This is a genomic window from Pseudoduganella sp. HUAS MS19 (assembly GCF_053615455.1).
Genome location: NZ_CM132133.1, coordinates 3,017,563 through 3,031,779, shown reverse-complemented (window position 1 = coordinate 3,031,779; position 14,217 = coordinate 3,017,563). Strand labels below are relative to the sequence as shown.

Genomic DNA, 14,217 nt, shown 5'->3' with positions numbered 1-14,217 from the left:
CAGGATAGGGCCAGCCGCCACGGCTGGCAGGGATCAGGCAAGGATCGCCCGCGGTGGGCGTTTGGGCAGGGCAAGGTCGACCGGCAGAGGCGGCACAGGTTCGGGCAGGCGCAGGCGCTCTGCAAGCTGGGGTTGCGTTGCGGGTTGCGGCAAGGCGTAGGCCAATGCGGCGCCCACGCAGCAATCGCCCATGGCACTGCCATGCGTGTTGCCGCCGCAATGCGCACCGCTAGCGTCGTCCTGCTGGGCAGACGCCAGCATCGCGGCATGATCGTGATCCGCCCCGTGCGCGGCCTGCATGGCCGCTTTGGCCGGCTTGGCCGCGCCGCACAGCAGCATGCTGGCCGAGGCAAAACCCTGGAAGGGCAAAGCCACCAGCATTAGCCAAAGCGCAATGACACGGATCATGGATTTCATGGGCAGCGATCTTACCATGCCCGCCTTAGAAGCGGCTTATGACCCTGGCATAGGCGCCGCGCCCCAGCGACAGCCGGGTGTTGCCGCTGAATTCCTCGTGGTCGCGGTCCAATGCATTGCTGGCGCCCACGGCCAGCTCCAGCCCCGGCTTGAGCTGCCAGTTGAAGTTGATGTCCAGCGCGGTATAGCCGCGCGCCGTGGTAAAGCGCAGCGGGCCGACATGGCGCAAAGTCAGGTCCAGGTCACGTCCCTCACCCAAGGTGTAGGATGAGCGCAGCTTCGCCACGCGGCGCGGGTCCGCGTTGCCCGTCAGCGAACGGTTGCGGAAGTCGGCCTCGCCCGGCTTAAGCGAAAACTCCTCATGCATCAGGGTCAGGCCTGCGCTGAGCCGCCAGTCAGGGCCAGCCTGCAAACTGCCCCAGGCTTCCAGGCCACGCGTTTCGCCTTCCATGCCGTTGCCAATTTCAAGTGCCAGCGGAGCAACGGGCTTGATGGTACGCAGCTTGTCGTACAGTGCCCGATAGAGCGTGAGCGAATAGCTGGCGCGGTTGCCGAACTGCTGGCGCAGGCCGATTTCCAGGACCCGGGCCGTCTCGGATTTGAAGTTCGGGCCGCCTGTGAGCGTACCGAGCGGACCGGCGTTCAGGTAAATTTCACGGTCAACGCGGGACGGAGCCCGCACGGTGCGCGACAAGGCGGCCCACCAGGAAGTCGACGGTGTCGCCTTCCACGCCAGGCGCAGGTTGGGGAGCCATTCCGTGCCCGTGTACATATTGCGTTCCATGCGCAGGCCGCCCGTCAGGTTCAACTGATCGCTGAGGGCAATGGTGTCCTGCCCGAACAGGCTGGTCCAATGCATGATCGCTCGCTCGGGCCGGAATGCGGTACCGCTGGTGACCACCACCCGGTCGCGCGCGAAGCGGTATTCGGCGCCAAGCGCGAGCGTGTGACGGCCAAGGGGCGCGAAATTATAAAGCGCCTGCACGTCGGCGACGTCCAGGTTCTCCTTGTAGACGCCGGGCTGGTTGCGGTCCGTACCATCATAATAGGCCAGCAAGGATATGCCGGCTCCCCCGGATAGCTGGCGCGTCCAATGCGCCATCAAGTTAACGCCGCGCATGGTTGCCGCTGGCAGCGCGCTCCCCGCGGCCGCCGAGACCTGCCCTGCGCCGATACGGTAAGTATCGCCCTGCAACGTAAGCGCATCGCTGCCGCGCAGCCAATCGGCGCGGAAACCCGCCTGCGCGATGTGCCAGGCATCGCCCAGCGACTTGCCATCCAGGGTTTCGCCATGCGGCATTGCGTAATCCATGCCATAAGCGCGCCAGGCACCATCATCCATCGCCGCGCCATAGCGGAAGGCTGCGCCCGACTGCGCCTGCCCCCAGCGCAGGTCGGCCATCGCGCCAAGGGTCGACGCGGCAGGCTTGGTAATCACATTGATCACACCATTGACGGCATTGGTCCCCCACAGGGTGCCGCCTGGCCCGCTGACCACTTCGATGCGCTCGATCGCGTCCATCGGAAGCTGATGCACGCCCCAGGACACGCCGGACAGCAGCGGCGTATAGACCGAGCGGCCGTCGATCATTACCAATTGCTTGTTGGCGCTGTTGCCGGCGAAGCCGCGAGCGGTGATGATGTAATTGCCGGCAGGCGTCTGCGCCACATGCAGGTTGGGCGCCATGCGCAGCGCCTCGGCCAGGCTGCGCGCGCCGCTGCGCCGGATATCGTCGGCGGAGATCACGAAGATTGAAGCCGGCGCGTCGCCCAGTCTCTCTTCGCGTTTTGAGACGGACACCACGCGCACGTCGCTCAATTCCTCGAGCGACAGGTTGGCAAAGTTTTCCGGCGTGGCGCCGCCGCCGATGGCAGCGACTGCCGATAGCGACTGGCTGCAGATACAGCCAGTGGCCAGTCCCCACTTCAGTGAACAGCCTGCTTTGGGCATGGCGGCCTCTCTTCCTGGAAGCACTGTGGGAAAATCTTAGCACGACGATAGTTTTCCCCGCCACACGGATGGCTTTCATCGTAAAACGAATAAGCCTCGCCCGCCATATCAGGATTCTTTATAATAGCTGGGCTTGAATCTTCCTACTATCCTGATATGAAGCCAGAGATCCAGGGGTTCTTCGACCCCGTTACATCCACGGTCAGCTACGTCATTTATGAAGCTGACGGCAGCGAATGCGCCATCGTTGATTCAGTCCTCGATTACGACCCCAAGGCCGGGCGCACCGCGACGACCGCCGCCGACAAGATCATTGCCTTCGTGCGCGAGCATGGCCTGAATGTGAGCTGGCTGCTGGAGACCCATGCCCACGCCGACCACCTGTCGGCCGCGCCCTATCTGCAGGAGAAGCTGGGTGGCCGCATCGGCATCGGTGCCGGCATTTGCAAGGTGCAGCACGCCTTCTCGGCGATCTTCAACCGCAAGGGAGAAAAGGAAGACGGTTCACAGTTTGGCCACCTGTTCCAGGCCGACGAGGAATTCATGATCGGCAGGCTCAAGGCACGCGCCCTGCATGTGCCCGGCCATACACCGGCCGACATGGCTTACCAGGTAGGCGATGCAGTATTTGTCGGCGACACGATGTTCATGCCGGACGTGGGCAGCGCGCGCTGCGACTTCCCGGGCGGCTGCGCCGGCGACTTGTACAGATCGGTGCACCGCCTGCTGTCGCTGCCGCCGGAAACCCGCCTGTTCATGTGCCACGACTACCCGCCAGCCGGCCGCGAGCCGCGCTGGGAAGTCACGGTGGCCGAACAGCGCGCCGCCAACATCCACATCCGCGACGGCGTCAGCGAAGAAGAATTCGTGGCCATGCGCACCAAGCGCGACGCCACGCTGCAGATGCCGGTGCTAATCCTGCCGGCGATTCAGGTCAACCTCAGCGCCGGCCACCTGCCCGAAGCCGAGGATAACGGCGTGCGTTACCTCAAGATCCCCCTGAACGCCCTGTAGCCACTACTGCCGCGCCCGTGGCAACCGTGGGGTCAGACCCCAAGGTTGCCACGGGCTCAGCTTATTTCAACTGTTCCGGGGCGCGGCCGATCGGGTCGTCGGTGTTGGCCAGGAACCAAGTCAGCGCGGCCATGACGGCGACGTGCTTCTTCATGTTCACCGGGTCGACCTTGTCGAAGGTATCGGCCGGCGTATGGTGGTAATTGAAGTAGGCGCTGGTATCGACGTAAGGCATGAAGGCCGGCACGCCGCCCGCTTCCAGCTGGTGCACGTCGGCGCCCGATGCCGAATCGCGCCGGTTGAACACGCCGGCGCCGATCGGCAGCAGCGCTTTGCTCACCGGCGCAAAATATTTCTCCGCTTCGCGACGCACGCTGCCCATGATGCCGAACGTACGGCCAACGCCGCCGTCAGTCTCGATCGCGGCAAACTGCTTTTCCAGCTTGCCCTTGTTGGCTTCATAGTAGGCATTGCCGCCCTTCAGGCCGTTCTCTTCATTTGCCCACGCCACCATACGGATGGTGCGGCGCGGCTGCAGCCCCAGTTGCTTGATGGTTTGCAGTACGCCCATCGAAGTGGTCACGCCGGTGCCATCGTCATGCGCGCCGGTCGCCAGGTCCCAGGAATCGAGGTGGCCCGATACGATCACCACTTCATCGGCCTTGTCGCTGCCCGGCAGGTCGGCGATCACGTTGAAGGTGTTGGTGTCCGGCAGGTTCTGCGGGGTCAGGGTCAGCTTCATCTTGACCGGGCCGCGTTTCATCAGGCGGCCGATCAGCATCGCATCTTCCGCCGTCACGGCAGCGGCCGGGATGCGCTGGTCATCCTTCAGGTTGGTGGCGCCGGTATGCGGCAGGCGGTAATTGGCGCCGCCGACGGAGCGCACCAGCGCCGCCACGGCGCCCAGCTCGGCCGCCATGCGTGGACCGTTGGAGCGGTAGCGCGAACCCTGGCCGTAGGTGTTGCCTGCCAGGCCACGGTCCGCCATGCCCTGGTCGAAGACCACGTCGAACAGCACGATGGCGCCCTTCACTTCCGCCGCCCGGGCCTTCAGTTCGTCGAAGTCGCGCACCACCACGACAGGCGCGGTCAGGCCGGCTGCCGGGGTCGCGCCGGAGCCGCCCAGTGCCGTCAGCACCACGCGCTGGGTGACATTGGCCGGACGCCCCTTGTAGTCGACCAGTTCGGCCTTCTCTTCGCCACGCACCCAGTGCGGCACCTTGACCGGCTGCAGCGTAACCTTGGCGCCCATGGCGCGCATGGCGGCAGCCACCTGCTCCACCGCGGCGGCGCCGCCAACGGAGCCGGTCAGGCGCGGGCCAACCAGGTCGGTCAGGTCTTCCAGGCGCTGGTAAGCGTAATCGCTCTGCATGGCAGCATCGCGGATCTTGTCGAGGGTGGCGGCCTCGTTCGGGTTGGCGGCACTGGCAATGCCGGAGAAGCCTGCGCCCAGCAGGCAAACAAACAGGGCGGAGAATGCGGGCTTGCGGAGGTTCATGCGTTTCCTGTGAGAAGGTGAAGTTTCGCTCGGAACTTGACACAATAGCGTATTTAACAAGATCCTGCAGAGAGGGCAACTTAACGATACAAATCTATCGCCCCTGTGCAGTTTGTAAGAATGTGTATATGCACTGGCGCAAGTTTTCACCGTTGGATAATCTAGCTTCCAACCAAGATTGAAAGGGGACTTACCATGTTCAACAAACGTTTTGCCGGGCTGGTGCTGATGGGCGCAGCCCTGACCGCCTCCTCCGCCGCTTTTGCCGCGGGCGACCGTGACTTCAACACCGCCGCGGGTGCCGTCATCGGCGCCGCGATCGGCAACCACAACGGTGGTACCGGCGGCGCCGTGGTGGGCGGCCTGGTAGGCGCCGCCGTTGGTAATTCCCTGTCCGGCGGCAGCCGCCACGGCCGCGGCTACGTCGAGACCCGCGTGTACGCGCAGCCGGCGCCGGTCTACTACGAGCCAGCCCCGGTCTACTACAACCCGCCGCCGCGCGTGTACTACGAACCAGCCCCACGCGTGTACTACCAGCCGGCGCCGGTCTATGTCGAACCGCGCCCGGTGTACTACTACCGCGACCGCGGCCACCGGCACCGCCATGGCCACGGCCACGGCCACCGTCGTTGGTAATCAGATAACGCTCTGAAAAAGAGGGACGTACCCCATTTTCTGTGAAGGCAGAAAATGGGGTACGTCCCTCTTTTTTCGTTCCATTCCAGCAATAAAATGTTGCGCTTTTGGCGCACGGGGAATACAGGGGTAAAAACACCCTTTATCGAAGGAAAGGCGTGTTGCCAAGCAGCGGTGTAAACGCGTAAAGTTGCGGTATCCCTACGAATGCCCTTCCATGAACAAGTGCTGTCACCCCGACCATCCGCATTGCACCTACTGGGTCATGCCAGGGGACAGCACGTGCGCCGGCGGCCATGCGCAGCCGGCCGCGGAAGAGGAAGGCGGCAGCTTCGCGCTGCTGAACACGATGCGCAACGCCCGCAGCGGCCCGCCGGCAGCTGCCGCAGTTCCGGCCGCGGGCTACCCGGCGCCGGCACGCCTCTACCCCCAGCTGCATATCAGCGGCTTTGACCCGCGCGCGGCCGGCGGCCGCCAGTCGCTCAAGATGGAATTGCGCGGCATGCCGCAGGATTGCGCACCGCAGTTGGCGATCCGCCTGCGCTCCGAACTCATTCCACACGGCTCGCTGCAGCAGCAATTCATCCGCTCCGTGCACGGCGACTGGCGCCCCGTGTTCGTGGAATTCTCTTCGCGCGGCAAGGAACATGGGCAGTACCAGATCCACGCCGAAATCGTCAGCAAGGACGATAGCGCGCAGCGCCAGTGGGAATGCACGTTTGTCATCCTAGTGCCGCGCGTCGACGCCAGCCTGGGCGAAATCCACCGCACCTTCCTCAGCACCCACAAGAACGTGCGCGTGATGGCCGACGATGCCGCGATTGCCCGCGTGTCCGCCCAGGGCGGCAACACCATGGACATCGACGTCACAGCCCGCAATGCCGGCATCGCCCACCTCGACCTCGGCGCCCCACCGGGCAAGGTGGATGTCGGCTATTCAACCATCGCCTGGGATGAAGACCTGATCGAGATCGAGCAGCCGCGCAGCGGCCCTTCGCATCCCCACCCTACCCTGGCCGCAAGCTTCATCAATGCCGCGCCGGAAAACGGTGCCTGCCGCCACATCCGCCTGTTCGCCATGGAGGAAGTCTCGCTCGGCCGTTTCGAACCGGCCGATCCTGAAGCCGACGTGCTGCTGCACCACTTCAGCGCCGAAGGCCCGGATTCGGCAGGCCTGACGCGCCGCCTGTCCGGTCGCCACGCGGTGATCCGCCGCACCCGCAACGGCTTCGAAATCGAGGACGTTTCGCGTTACGGCCTTCTGCTGGACGGCGTCTGGCCGGGCAAGAACAAGCCGGTGCCGCTGCGCACCGGCATGAAGATTGAAATGAGCGCCAGCATCAAGGGCATCGTGCTGCTGGAAGTGAGCGCCGTGATGCCGCATGGCGTGATCCTGCACCGCATCGACGAAGGGGCGCGGGCGGAGTGCTTCGTGCTGCTCGCCGCGGACACCCATCCTGGCTACCCGCTGCCGCGCCACCATGCATTGCCAAGGGCATCCAGCCTACCGTTGCTGATGCACCACCAGGGCGGCTTCTGGCATATCGACCAGCTTACCGGCAAGGAAACCGCGCTGGCGCCGACGCCGAAACAGGAAAAACTGAGCCGCATCCCCGCCCATACCCGTTTCGCCAGCGATCCTTACCCGGAACACTGGATCGTGCGCAGCGGCGCTGCGCACTTGCCGCCGGCCGAGGCGACCGCTTAAGCCGCGGAGGAAGGCCTTTTCGGCAGCGGAATGAATTCCGTCTCGCCGGGAACCTTGTCGAAGCGCTGTGCTTCCCAATCGTCGGCCGCCTTCACCACGCGCTCCCTGCTCGACGAAACAAAATTCCAGAACAGGAAACGCTGGCCATCGAGCGGCTCGCCGCCGATGATGACGAACTGCGCGTCGGTATTCGCCGTGACGCGCTGCGAGGCGGACGTATTGAGCAAGGCCATGGTGTTCTGCGGCACAGGCGCGCCGTCGACATCGACCGAGCCAGTGACGGGATAGATGGCAGCTTCCGGCGGCAGGCCGTTCAGGGCCAGTTGCTGGCCCGCCTTCAGGCTCACGTCCAGGTACAGTGTCTGGCTGAACGTCTTCACCGGCGAGGTGTGGCCGAAAGCCGAGCCAATGAGGACGCGCACCTTTGCCCCGTCCACTGCCATTTCCGGAATCGTCGCTGCCGGGGTGTGGGCGAACGAAGGCTCGTCCTCCTCATGCGCCTTGGGCAGCGCAGCCCACAACTGCAAGCCGTGGGTGCGGTGCGGCACGCCCACCAGGTCCTTCGGGGTGCGCTCGGAATGTACGATGCCACGGCCGGCCGTCATCCAGTTGATGGCGCCCGGTTCAATGCGCTGCAGCGTGCCCAGGCTGTCGCGGTGTTCCATCGCACCTTCGAACAGGTAGGTCACGGTAGCCAGTCCGATATGCGGGTGCGGACGCACGTCATGGTCGGCATCGGCCGGCACGTCGACCGGGCCGAAATGGTCGAAGAAGATGAATGGGCCTACTGCCTGCTTGACTGCTGCCGGCAGGTAGCGGCGCACGACGAAGCCGCCGCCCAGGTCCTTCTCGTGGCCTTTCAGGAGTTGCGCAATGCTCATGGCAATTAACCCAGTCTGGTGGAGATTTCGGTCGTCACGGCTGTCATCAGCTTGTGCACCGGGCACTTCTGCGAGATGGCCAGCAACTCTTCGCGCTGTTCATCCGTCAGCTCGCCGCTCAGGTGCAGGGTTGCCGCCAGGCGGTAGATGCCCTTGCGTTCTTCGCTCGCATCGCGCTCGGTGGTGACGTGCACGTCTTCCACCGGGATGCCCTTGCGGCGGGCGTACCAGATCACCGTCAGGGCCTTGCAGGCGCTGACAGCGGCGTCGTACAGGTCGTGCGGCGAAGGGCCGGCGTCGTTGCCGCCTTCTTCGATCGTGCCGTCGACGGAAACGATGTGGTTGCGCACATGCAGGATGCTGCGCATCGGGAGCGACTGGTCGCGGACTACTTTAACGGTCATATAGGTTTCCTGCTTGTTGGTTTAGCCAGCAATTTACACCAACTTGCGGGCCACGCGGAAGCCCACCACGTCGTTCGCCAGCAGCGCGGAATAGCCGTTGCGCAGTGCCGAACGCAGGTAGCGCGGCTGGTACAGCCAGGCGCCGCCGCGCAGGATGCGGCGTGCCTTGTCGCCGCCCTGCTCCCACGCGCTGCCATCGGTCGGCGCGCCGAGGTAGTTGTCGTGCACCGTATCCTGCGTCCACTCCCAGACATTGCCGTGCATGTCGAACAGGCCCCAGGGATTCGGCTGGTAGCTGCCGACGCGGGTGGTGCCGCCATGGCTGCTGCCTTTCGGGCCGTCGTTGTAGGTGAAATGGCCGTCGTAGTTGGCGTGTTCCGGCGTGATCTGGTCGCCGAAGCTAAATGCCGTGTGGCTGCCGGCACGGCAGGCGTACTCCCATTCCGCCTCGCTTGGCAGGCGGTATTGCTGGCCGGTTTTCTCGCTCAGCCATTGCAGGTAGAGCTGGGCATCGTGCCAGCTCACGCACACCACGGGGTGGCGCTCATCCTGGGCAAAACCGGGCTGCTCCCAGTCCACGTCCATCCTGGATTGCCAGCCCGTCGCCTTCACGAAGGCGCGCCACTCGCCCACGGTGACCGGATAGCGGCCCAGCGCGAAAGACTGCTCGATGCCAACCCAATGCGCGGGCAATTCCTTGTCCAGCCAGGTTTTCTGGGCGCCTGCCTTGACGGCGATCTTGTGTTCATGCTCGGATGAACCCATCTGGAAGCGTCCTGTCGGGATCAGCACCAGGTCCGGCCCGACGCCGCTGCCATCGGCGAACCGGTCGCGCAGGACGCCCTCCGCGTCGGCTACTGGACTGCTGGCGCTTGGCAGCAGTGCCGCCAGTTCGGCTGCCTTGCGCGCCGCCTGTTCCTTGCGATGGCGTTCCTGCTCGGCGCGATAGGCCGCTTCCGCTTTCAGCTGCGCCATCTTGCGCTGGTATTCCTCCTCGGCTTGGCGGGCCTTGAGCGCGTCGGCATCGCGGCGCGCGATCAATTGCTGGCGCAGGCGTTCCTTGCGCTCTTTCGCTTCCTGTTCCGCCTGCAGCTTGCGCTGCTTCTCCTGCTCCCGGCGAAGCTGCTCCTGGCGCGCCTGTTCCTGCGCCGCCGCCAAGGCTTCGGCCTTGCGCCGTGCCGCAAGCTCCAGCTCTTTCTGGCGTCGCTGCTCCTCCTCCTCGGCGCGGGCGATGGCGTCGGCACGGGCGCGCTGATCGCGGGCGGCGCGCGCTTCACGTTCCTGCTGCTCCACCGCGGCCCGTTCGGCCTTGCGCGCGGCTGCCTGCTGCGCCGCTTCCTCGGCGCTCGGCTCGGCCGCCCGCTTCAATGCGTCGAGCAATTCGGCCACCGACTCGGGGCGCTCGCCGGCGCGGTTGGCAAAGCCGTGCTTCAACACTTCCCATTGCTGCGCATTGAGTGCCGCGGGCTTGGGCGGTTCAAGCAGCGCCGTCGGCTGGTCGAACGGCAACCGGCCTTCCAGCAGTTGGTAGATCATGACCGCGACGGCGTAGACATCGAGCTGCGGCCGGGGCGTGCCCTGGCCGGTGCCGGCTTCCGGCGCACGATAGCCGGCGGTGCCGGCATTCGGGGCCGCCATGCCAAGATCGGTGCCGGTCGAGCGTGCGCGCGAGGCGATGCCGAAGTCCAGCAGCTTGATTTCGCCGGCCCTGGTCAGGAACACATTGCCCGGCTTGAGGTCGCGGTGTACCAGGCGGTGCTTGTCCCAGGCATATTGCAGCGCATCGGCCACCGGCCGCAGCATCTGCTCGACCTGGGCCGGCGTGGCCTTGCCGTGTTCTCCCAGCCAGGCATCGAGATCCTGGCCCTCCAGGCACTCCATGATGATGAAATAGCTGGACGTGGCCGGATCTTGCGCCCATTCGTAGACCCGCACGATATTGTCATGCGCCAGCCGGCGCGCCTGCGTGGCTTCTTCAATCAGCAGCTTGGCGTGGGCCGGACTCTGGGTGAGCTGGGGCGGCAGGATCTTCAGCGCAACCACGGCGCTGTGGCCCAGTTCCGCATGGGTCGCCAGGTCGGTCGCTTGCCACACCTGGCCCATGCCGCCCATGCCGATCAGGCGCTCCAGGCGGTAGCGCCGGTTGTGCGGGCCGATTTCCTGGCCGGCCATCAGGCCCAGCTCCGTCCCCTGGCGCGGGATGCTGATGGGCGCTGCCGCCCCTCCCGGGGGCGCGTACTCGGCGTCCAGGATGGCATTCTTGCGGCGGTCGAACTCTTGCAGGCTTAACAGGCCATCTTCGTGCAGGGCACGCAGTTCGCGGATCTTGTCTCGGGCTGTCTGCATCTCTCTCGTGCTTTACCTCGCCAGCGGCGCCCCGCATTCTGGACAGAATTTCGCATCTCCGCAATCGGTCGGCACAATATGGCCATTTCGGCAACGGCGCGCGGCCGCGGCACCGGCACTGGCCTGCGCCCGCAGCAGGTCGAGCTGGTGCTGGCGCTCCTTGTCGCCGGTATTGTTGCGATACGAACGTTCTTCCCTGACCTCCTCGCGCGCCAGCCGCAGCGCTTCGGCCGGGGTAATGCTGTTCTCGGCCGCCACCACGCCAGCCAGCGCCTGCAGCTGCTCCGGCGACATCGCGGCCTGCGCCTGCTGGCGCATCAGGCGCGACAGCGCTTCGGCATTGGGCGTCGCGGCCAGCGCAATCTTGGCCGTATCGCTCATGCGGCCGACCGCTTCCAGCCGCTCGATATCGATGCGCGCCAGTTCGGCAGCATGCTGCTGCTGCGCCACCATGCTGTCGTATTCCACTTTCCAGCGGTTGAAGCGCTCTTCGCGCTCCACTTCCATCTTTTTCAGCGACTGCTGCCACTGCGCTTCCTGGTCGCGCAATTTCAGTTCCAGGCGCTGCTCTTCGACGGCAACCTGGTCGAGCATGGCCTGGCGCGCCAGGTTTTGCCCCTGCCGTTGCTGCACCCCGTCCGCTTCGATGGTGCGCAGCAGCTTTTCGTACTGGGCGACCGATTCGGCCGCGGCGCCGCTGCGCTTCAGTTCTTCCAGCTTGGCGCTGATTTCCGCCACGTGGACATTCGCGCCGGCATCCTTGGCTTCCTCGCCGCGCGCCAGCTCGCGCTTGCGGGCCAGGTGCTGTTCTTCTTCCCATTCGGCGATGCGCTCGGACTCGCGATGGCGGGCTGCGTTGGCCAGCGCCAGGCCCTGGAATTTTGCCCGGTGATGCTCGGCCTCGATTTCCTGCTCGCGCTGCTGGGCGTCGATTTCAGCTTTGCGCAGGAGCTGCAGCTGCTTGCGCCGGTGTTCCTCGTCCTCGATGGCCAGGGCTTGCTGGATGCGGTGCTGCAGCTGCTGCTGGTGCAGCTGGTGCGAGAAGCGCTGCCTGGCCATGGCCTTTTCTTCCAAGCCGGCCTGCTGCGCCAGCTCCATCTCGGTGCGCATCTTGATTTGCGCCAGCCGGCGCACCTGGTCCCACTGGGCCGCCTCGCCGGCATGCACGGCCTTGCGGCGTGCCAGTTCGTGCTCGAGGTCGGCCAGCGCCGCTCCGGCGCCATGCTCGAAAGCCTGCTTGCGCGTCCTGGCCTGGACAATACGGCCATACAGGTCGATCTCGCGGGCACGGATGGCCTGCAGCTGCTCCTCGGCGTCGGCCTTGAGCTCGGCCCGGCGGAAATCGCTGCGCATCTTCTGCTCCTGCCGGCTGATCGCCTGCCATTCTTCCTCGTTGTAAAGCTGGTCGAGCTGCTTGACGTGTTCCAGCTGCCGCTGGCGTTCGTCGGCCACCAGGAACAGGCTGCCCTCGCGCTCGCGGTTGTCATCGTACTTATCATGCCGAAGTGACAATGTTTCCACCTGCACCGCTGCCAGGCCATATTCGGCCAGCCGCTGCCCCAGTGCGCTGTGCAGGCGTTCGTTCAGCTGTTCGCGCAGCGCGTTGGAACTGGCCATATCGCGCACCGAACGGCTGCCCAGGAACTCCGCCGCAAGCTGGCGCATGGCCGGCGCCAGCAGGTCGTGCAGCTGCAAGGTGGTGACGGTGCCCGGCGCAGTCATGAAATGCCGCGCAAAAGCCGGCACGTTGTCAACCGTCAGGCCGACCGTGAATTGGGCCGCCAGTTTCAGGAATTCGGCACTGTGCAAGTCGGTGAAATTGAAGTCGACAGGCAATGGCGCCGTGCGCGTGACCAGGATGTCGCCGCGCTGCTCGCGCAGCAGCTTGCCCAGGCGGGCAAAAAAGCCATCGAGCTCGTAATCGCCCTGCGGCACCTCGGTAATCTGCTCGCCCTGCAGGATGAAAGCGCGCGCCGCGGCCGGGACGTGCAGGGTCTTGCTGAAGATGCCCGATAGCTGGCGCACGCCGAAGAACACCGCCAGCTCATCGTGAGCCGGCATCCAGCGGTTATCGCGCAACACAGGCGCGTTGCCCGGCGCGCCCAGCGACAGGCCGCACTGGCTGCAGTAGTCGGAGGAGTCGCCGTTGCGGTGCTCGCATCGCGGGCACTTCACGCCGCCAAAACCAAACATCTTGAACATTTCCTGCTCCTTCTCTGACCCGCGCCTGTCGATTGTAACAGGGGCGCCATGCGCCCAATACGCACCTCCCTATCTTGGCACACGGGCAGCCCATCCATTCGTTCCGTATGAAGGGGGATTTCCCTTCTGTTCGCGATTCGGCCGCAAAAGCCCCGTCTTTTTGCATTTCACACCACGTTTCAGACCGCTTGTCGCACGGCGGTGGCCAGCCGCAGCCCGGATGGCTACAGTGGGCACATGGATAGTCCTCAACCGGAGAACATCATGAAAGTCCTGCGCAACTTCGAAGCCCTGTTCATCGCCATTCTCGGCCTGGCCTGTGCCGCCAACTTCGTGTTCGAAAACCGTACTGCCGAAGCCGCGGCGCCGGCCAACTACGCCAGCGCGTCCCGGGCAGCGCCTGCGGTGCCGGTCGTGGTGGTGGCTGCCAAGCGCATGAGCGAAGCGGAAAAGCAAGCCTCGCTGGCGGAAGAGCGCAAGGCGGCCAAAGACGGCAATATCTGAGCAATTGTTACTTCGCTGCGCGATTTGTAAAAAACTGAATCAGGCTTATCTCCGCGGCGGTGCGCTTGGTATATTGAACTCAGCGCATCACCACACAGGAGAAAAGCCATGTTCAAATCGAAACTCATCGCTGCAGCCGCCCTGGCAATTGGCACGGTTGCATTCGCACCGACCGCCGCGCTGGCGCAGGTTGATTTCAGCGTCGTGATCGGCAACGCTCCTCCACCACTGCGGTTTGAAAGCGTGCCGCCGGCGCGTTACGGCTACGTCTGGGCGCCCGGCGTATGGCGCTGGGATGGTTACCGCCACGTCTGGGTGGCTGGCCACTGGCTGCACGAACGCCCGGGTTATCGCTATCACCCGTCGCAGTGGGTCCGTGTCGACAACGGCTGGGGATGGCGCGAGGGCGGCTGGGCCGTCTACGATAGCCGCCCAAGCTACGGCTACCGTGACTACCACCGCGACAACTACTACCGCGACCACCATCGCGGCCGGCATCGCGACCGCGACCATGACGGCGTACCGGACCGCTATGACCGCGACCGCGACAACGACGGCGTGCCAAACCGCCGCGACCGGGACCGCGATGGCGACGGCGTACCTAACCGCTACGACCATCGCCCCGACAACCCTTACCGCCGCTAACGGCGCCAGGG

At 65.0% G+C, this 14,217-nt stretch carries 12 protein-coding genes; 5 read left to right on the top strand and 7 right to left on the bottom strand.

Features of this window, described 5'->3' with window-relative positions; translation table 11 throughout:
- Nucleotides 1–33 precede the first annotated feature (33 nt).
- The gene (locus ACWBU6_RS13910; RefSeq protein ID WP_452649366.1) at nt 34–417 is read right to left on the bottom strand and encodes a hypothetical protein; all 384 of its coding nucleotides are present in this window, start codon (nt 415–417) and stop codon (nt 34–36) included.
- A 25-nt stretch (nt 418–442) separates the two neighbouring features.
- Entirely contained in the window at nt 443–2,368 is a 1,926-nt protein-coding gene (locus ACWBU6_RS13905) for a TonB-dependent receptor plug domain-containing protein (protein ID WP_452649365.1), read from the bottom strand.
- Between the two features lie 156 nt (nt 2,369–2,524).
- Between ACWBU6_RS13905 and ACWBU6_RS13900 the strand changes: the two genes are divergently transcribed.
- The gene (locus ACWBU6_RS13900) at nt 2,525–3,382 is read left to right on the top strand and encodes an MBL fold metallo-hydrolase (protein ID WP_452649364.1); all 858 of its coding nucleotides are present in this window, start codon (nt 2,525–2,527) and stop codon (nt 3,380–3,382) included.
- Between the two features lie 61 nt (nt 3,383–3,443).
- Here the strand turns inward: ACWBU6_RS13900 and ACWBU6_RS13895 are convergent, their stop codons facing one another.
- Nucleotides 3,444–4,880, bottom strand: coding sequence for a M20/M25/M40 family metallo-hydrolase (locus ACWBU6_RS13895; protein ID WP_452649363.1), 1,437 nt, complete (start codon nt 4,878–4,880; stop codon nt 3,444–3,446).
- A 195-nt stretch (nt 4,881–5,075) separates the two neighbouring features.
- On the opposite strand from ACWBU6_RS13895, the gene ACWBU6_RS13890 reads away from it, so the two are divergent.
- Nucleotides 5,076–5,516 (top strand): glycine zipper 2TM domain-containing protein, encoded by a 441-nt coding sequence (locus ACWBU6_RS13890; RefSeq protein WP_452649362.1) that lies wholly within the window; start codon nt 5,076–5,078, stop codon nt 5,514–5,516.
- A 217-nt stretch (nt 5,517–5,733) separates the two neighbouring features.
- Nucleotides 5,734–7,224 (top strand): FHA domain-containing protein, encoded by a 1,491-nt coding sequence (locus ACWBU6_RS13885; RefSeq protein WP_452649361.1) that lies wholly within the window; start codon nt 5,734–5,736, stop codon nt 7,222–7,224.
- On the opposite strand, the gene ACWBU6_RS13880 is transcribed toward ACWBU6_RS13885, so the two are convergent.
- Genes ACWBU6_RS13880 through ACWBU6_RS13865 form a run of 4 tightly spaced genes read right to left on the bottom strand, consistent with a single transcriptional unit; the run spans nt 7,221 to nt 13,057 of the window.
- On the bottom strand, nt 7,221–8,105 hold the full coding sequence (locus tag ACWBU6_RS13880) for a pirin family protein (protein ID WP_452649360.1): 885 nt from the start codon (nt 8,103–8,105) through the stop codon (nt 7,221–7,223). The two genes, ACWBU6_RS13885 and ACWBU6_RS13880, sit on opposite strands and share 4 nt — an antisense overlap.
- A 5-nt stretch (nt 8,106–8,110) precedes the next feature.
- Complete coding sequence (locus ACWBU6_RS13875) at nt 8,111–8,509, bottom strand: OsmC family protein (protein WP_452649359.1); 399 nt, start codon at nt 8,507–8,509, stop codon at nt 8,111–8,113.
- Nucleotides 8,510–8,542: 33 nt separating this feature from the next.
- A complete protein-coding gene (locus tag ACWBU6_RS13870) occupies nt 8,543–10,855 on the bottom strand; it encodes an SUMF1/EgtB/PvdO family nonheme iron enzyme (RefSeq protein ID WP_452649358.1) in 2,313 nt (770 codons plus the stop codon).
- A 12-nt stretch (nt 10,856–10,867) separates the two neighbouring features.
- Nucleotides 10,868–13,057 (bottom strand): SPFH domain-containing protein, encoded by a 2,190-nt coding sequence (locus ACWBU6_RS13865; RefSeq protein WP_452649357.1) that lies wholly within the window; start codon nt 13,055–13,057, stop codon nt 10,868–10,870.
- A gap of 264 nt (nt 13,058–13,321) precedes the next feature.
- Between ACWBU6_RS13865 and ACWBU6_RS13860 the strand changes: the two genes are divergently transcribed.
- Together ACWBU6_RS13860 and ACWBU6_RS13855 are read left to right on the top strand one after the other, a co-directional pair.
- Nucleotides 13,322–13,561, top strand: a complete 240-nt coding sequence (locus ACWBU6_RS13860) for a hypothetical protein (protein WP_452649356.1) — start codon at nt 13,322–13,324, stop codon at nt 13,559–13,561.
- Between the two features lie 108 nt (nt 13,562–13,669).
- Nucleotides 13,670–14,206, top strand: coding sequence for a YXWGXW repeat-containing protein (locus tag ACWBU6_RS13855; RefSeq protein ID WP_452649355.1), 537 nt, complete (start codon nt 13,670–13,672; stop codon nt 14,204–14,206).
- The last annotated feature ends 11 nt before the right edge of the window (nt 14,207–14,217 follow it).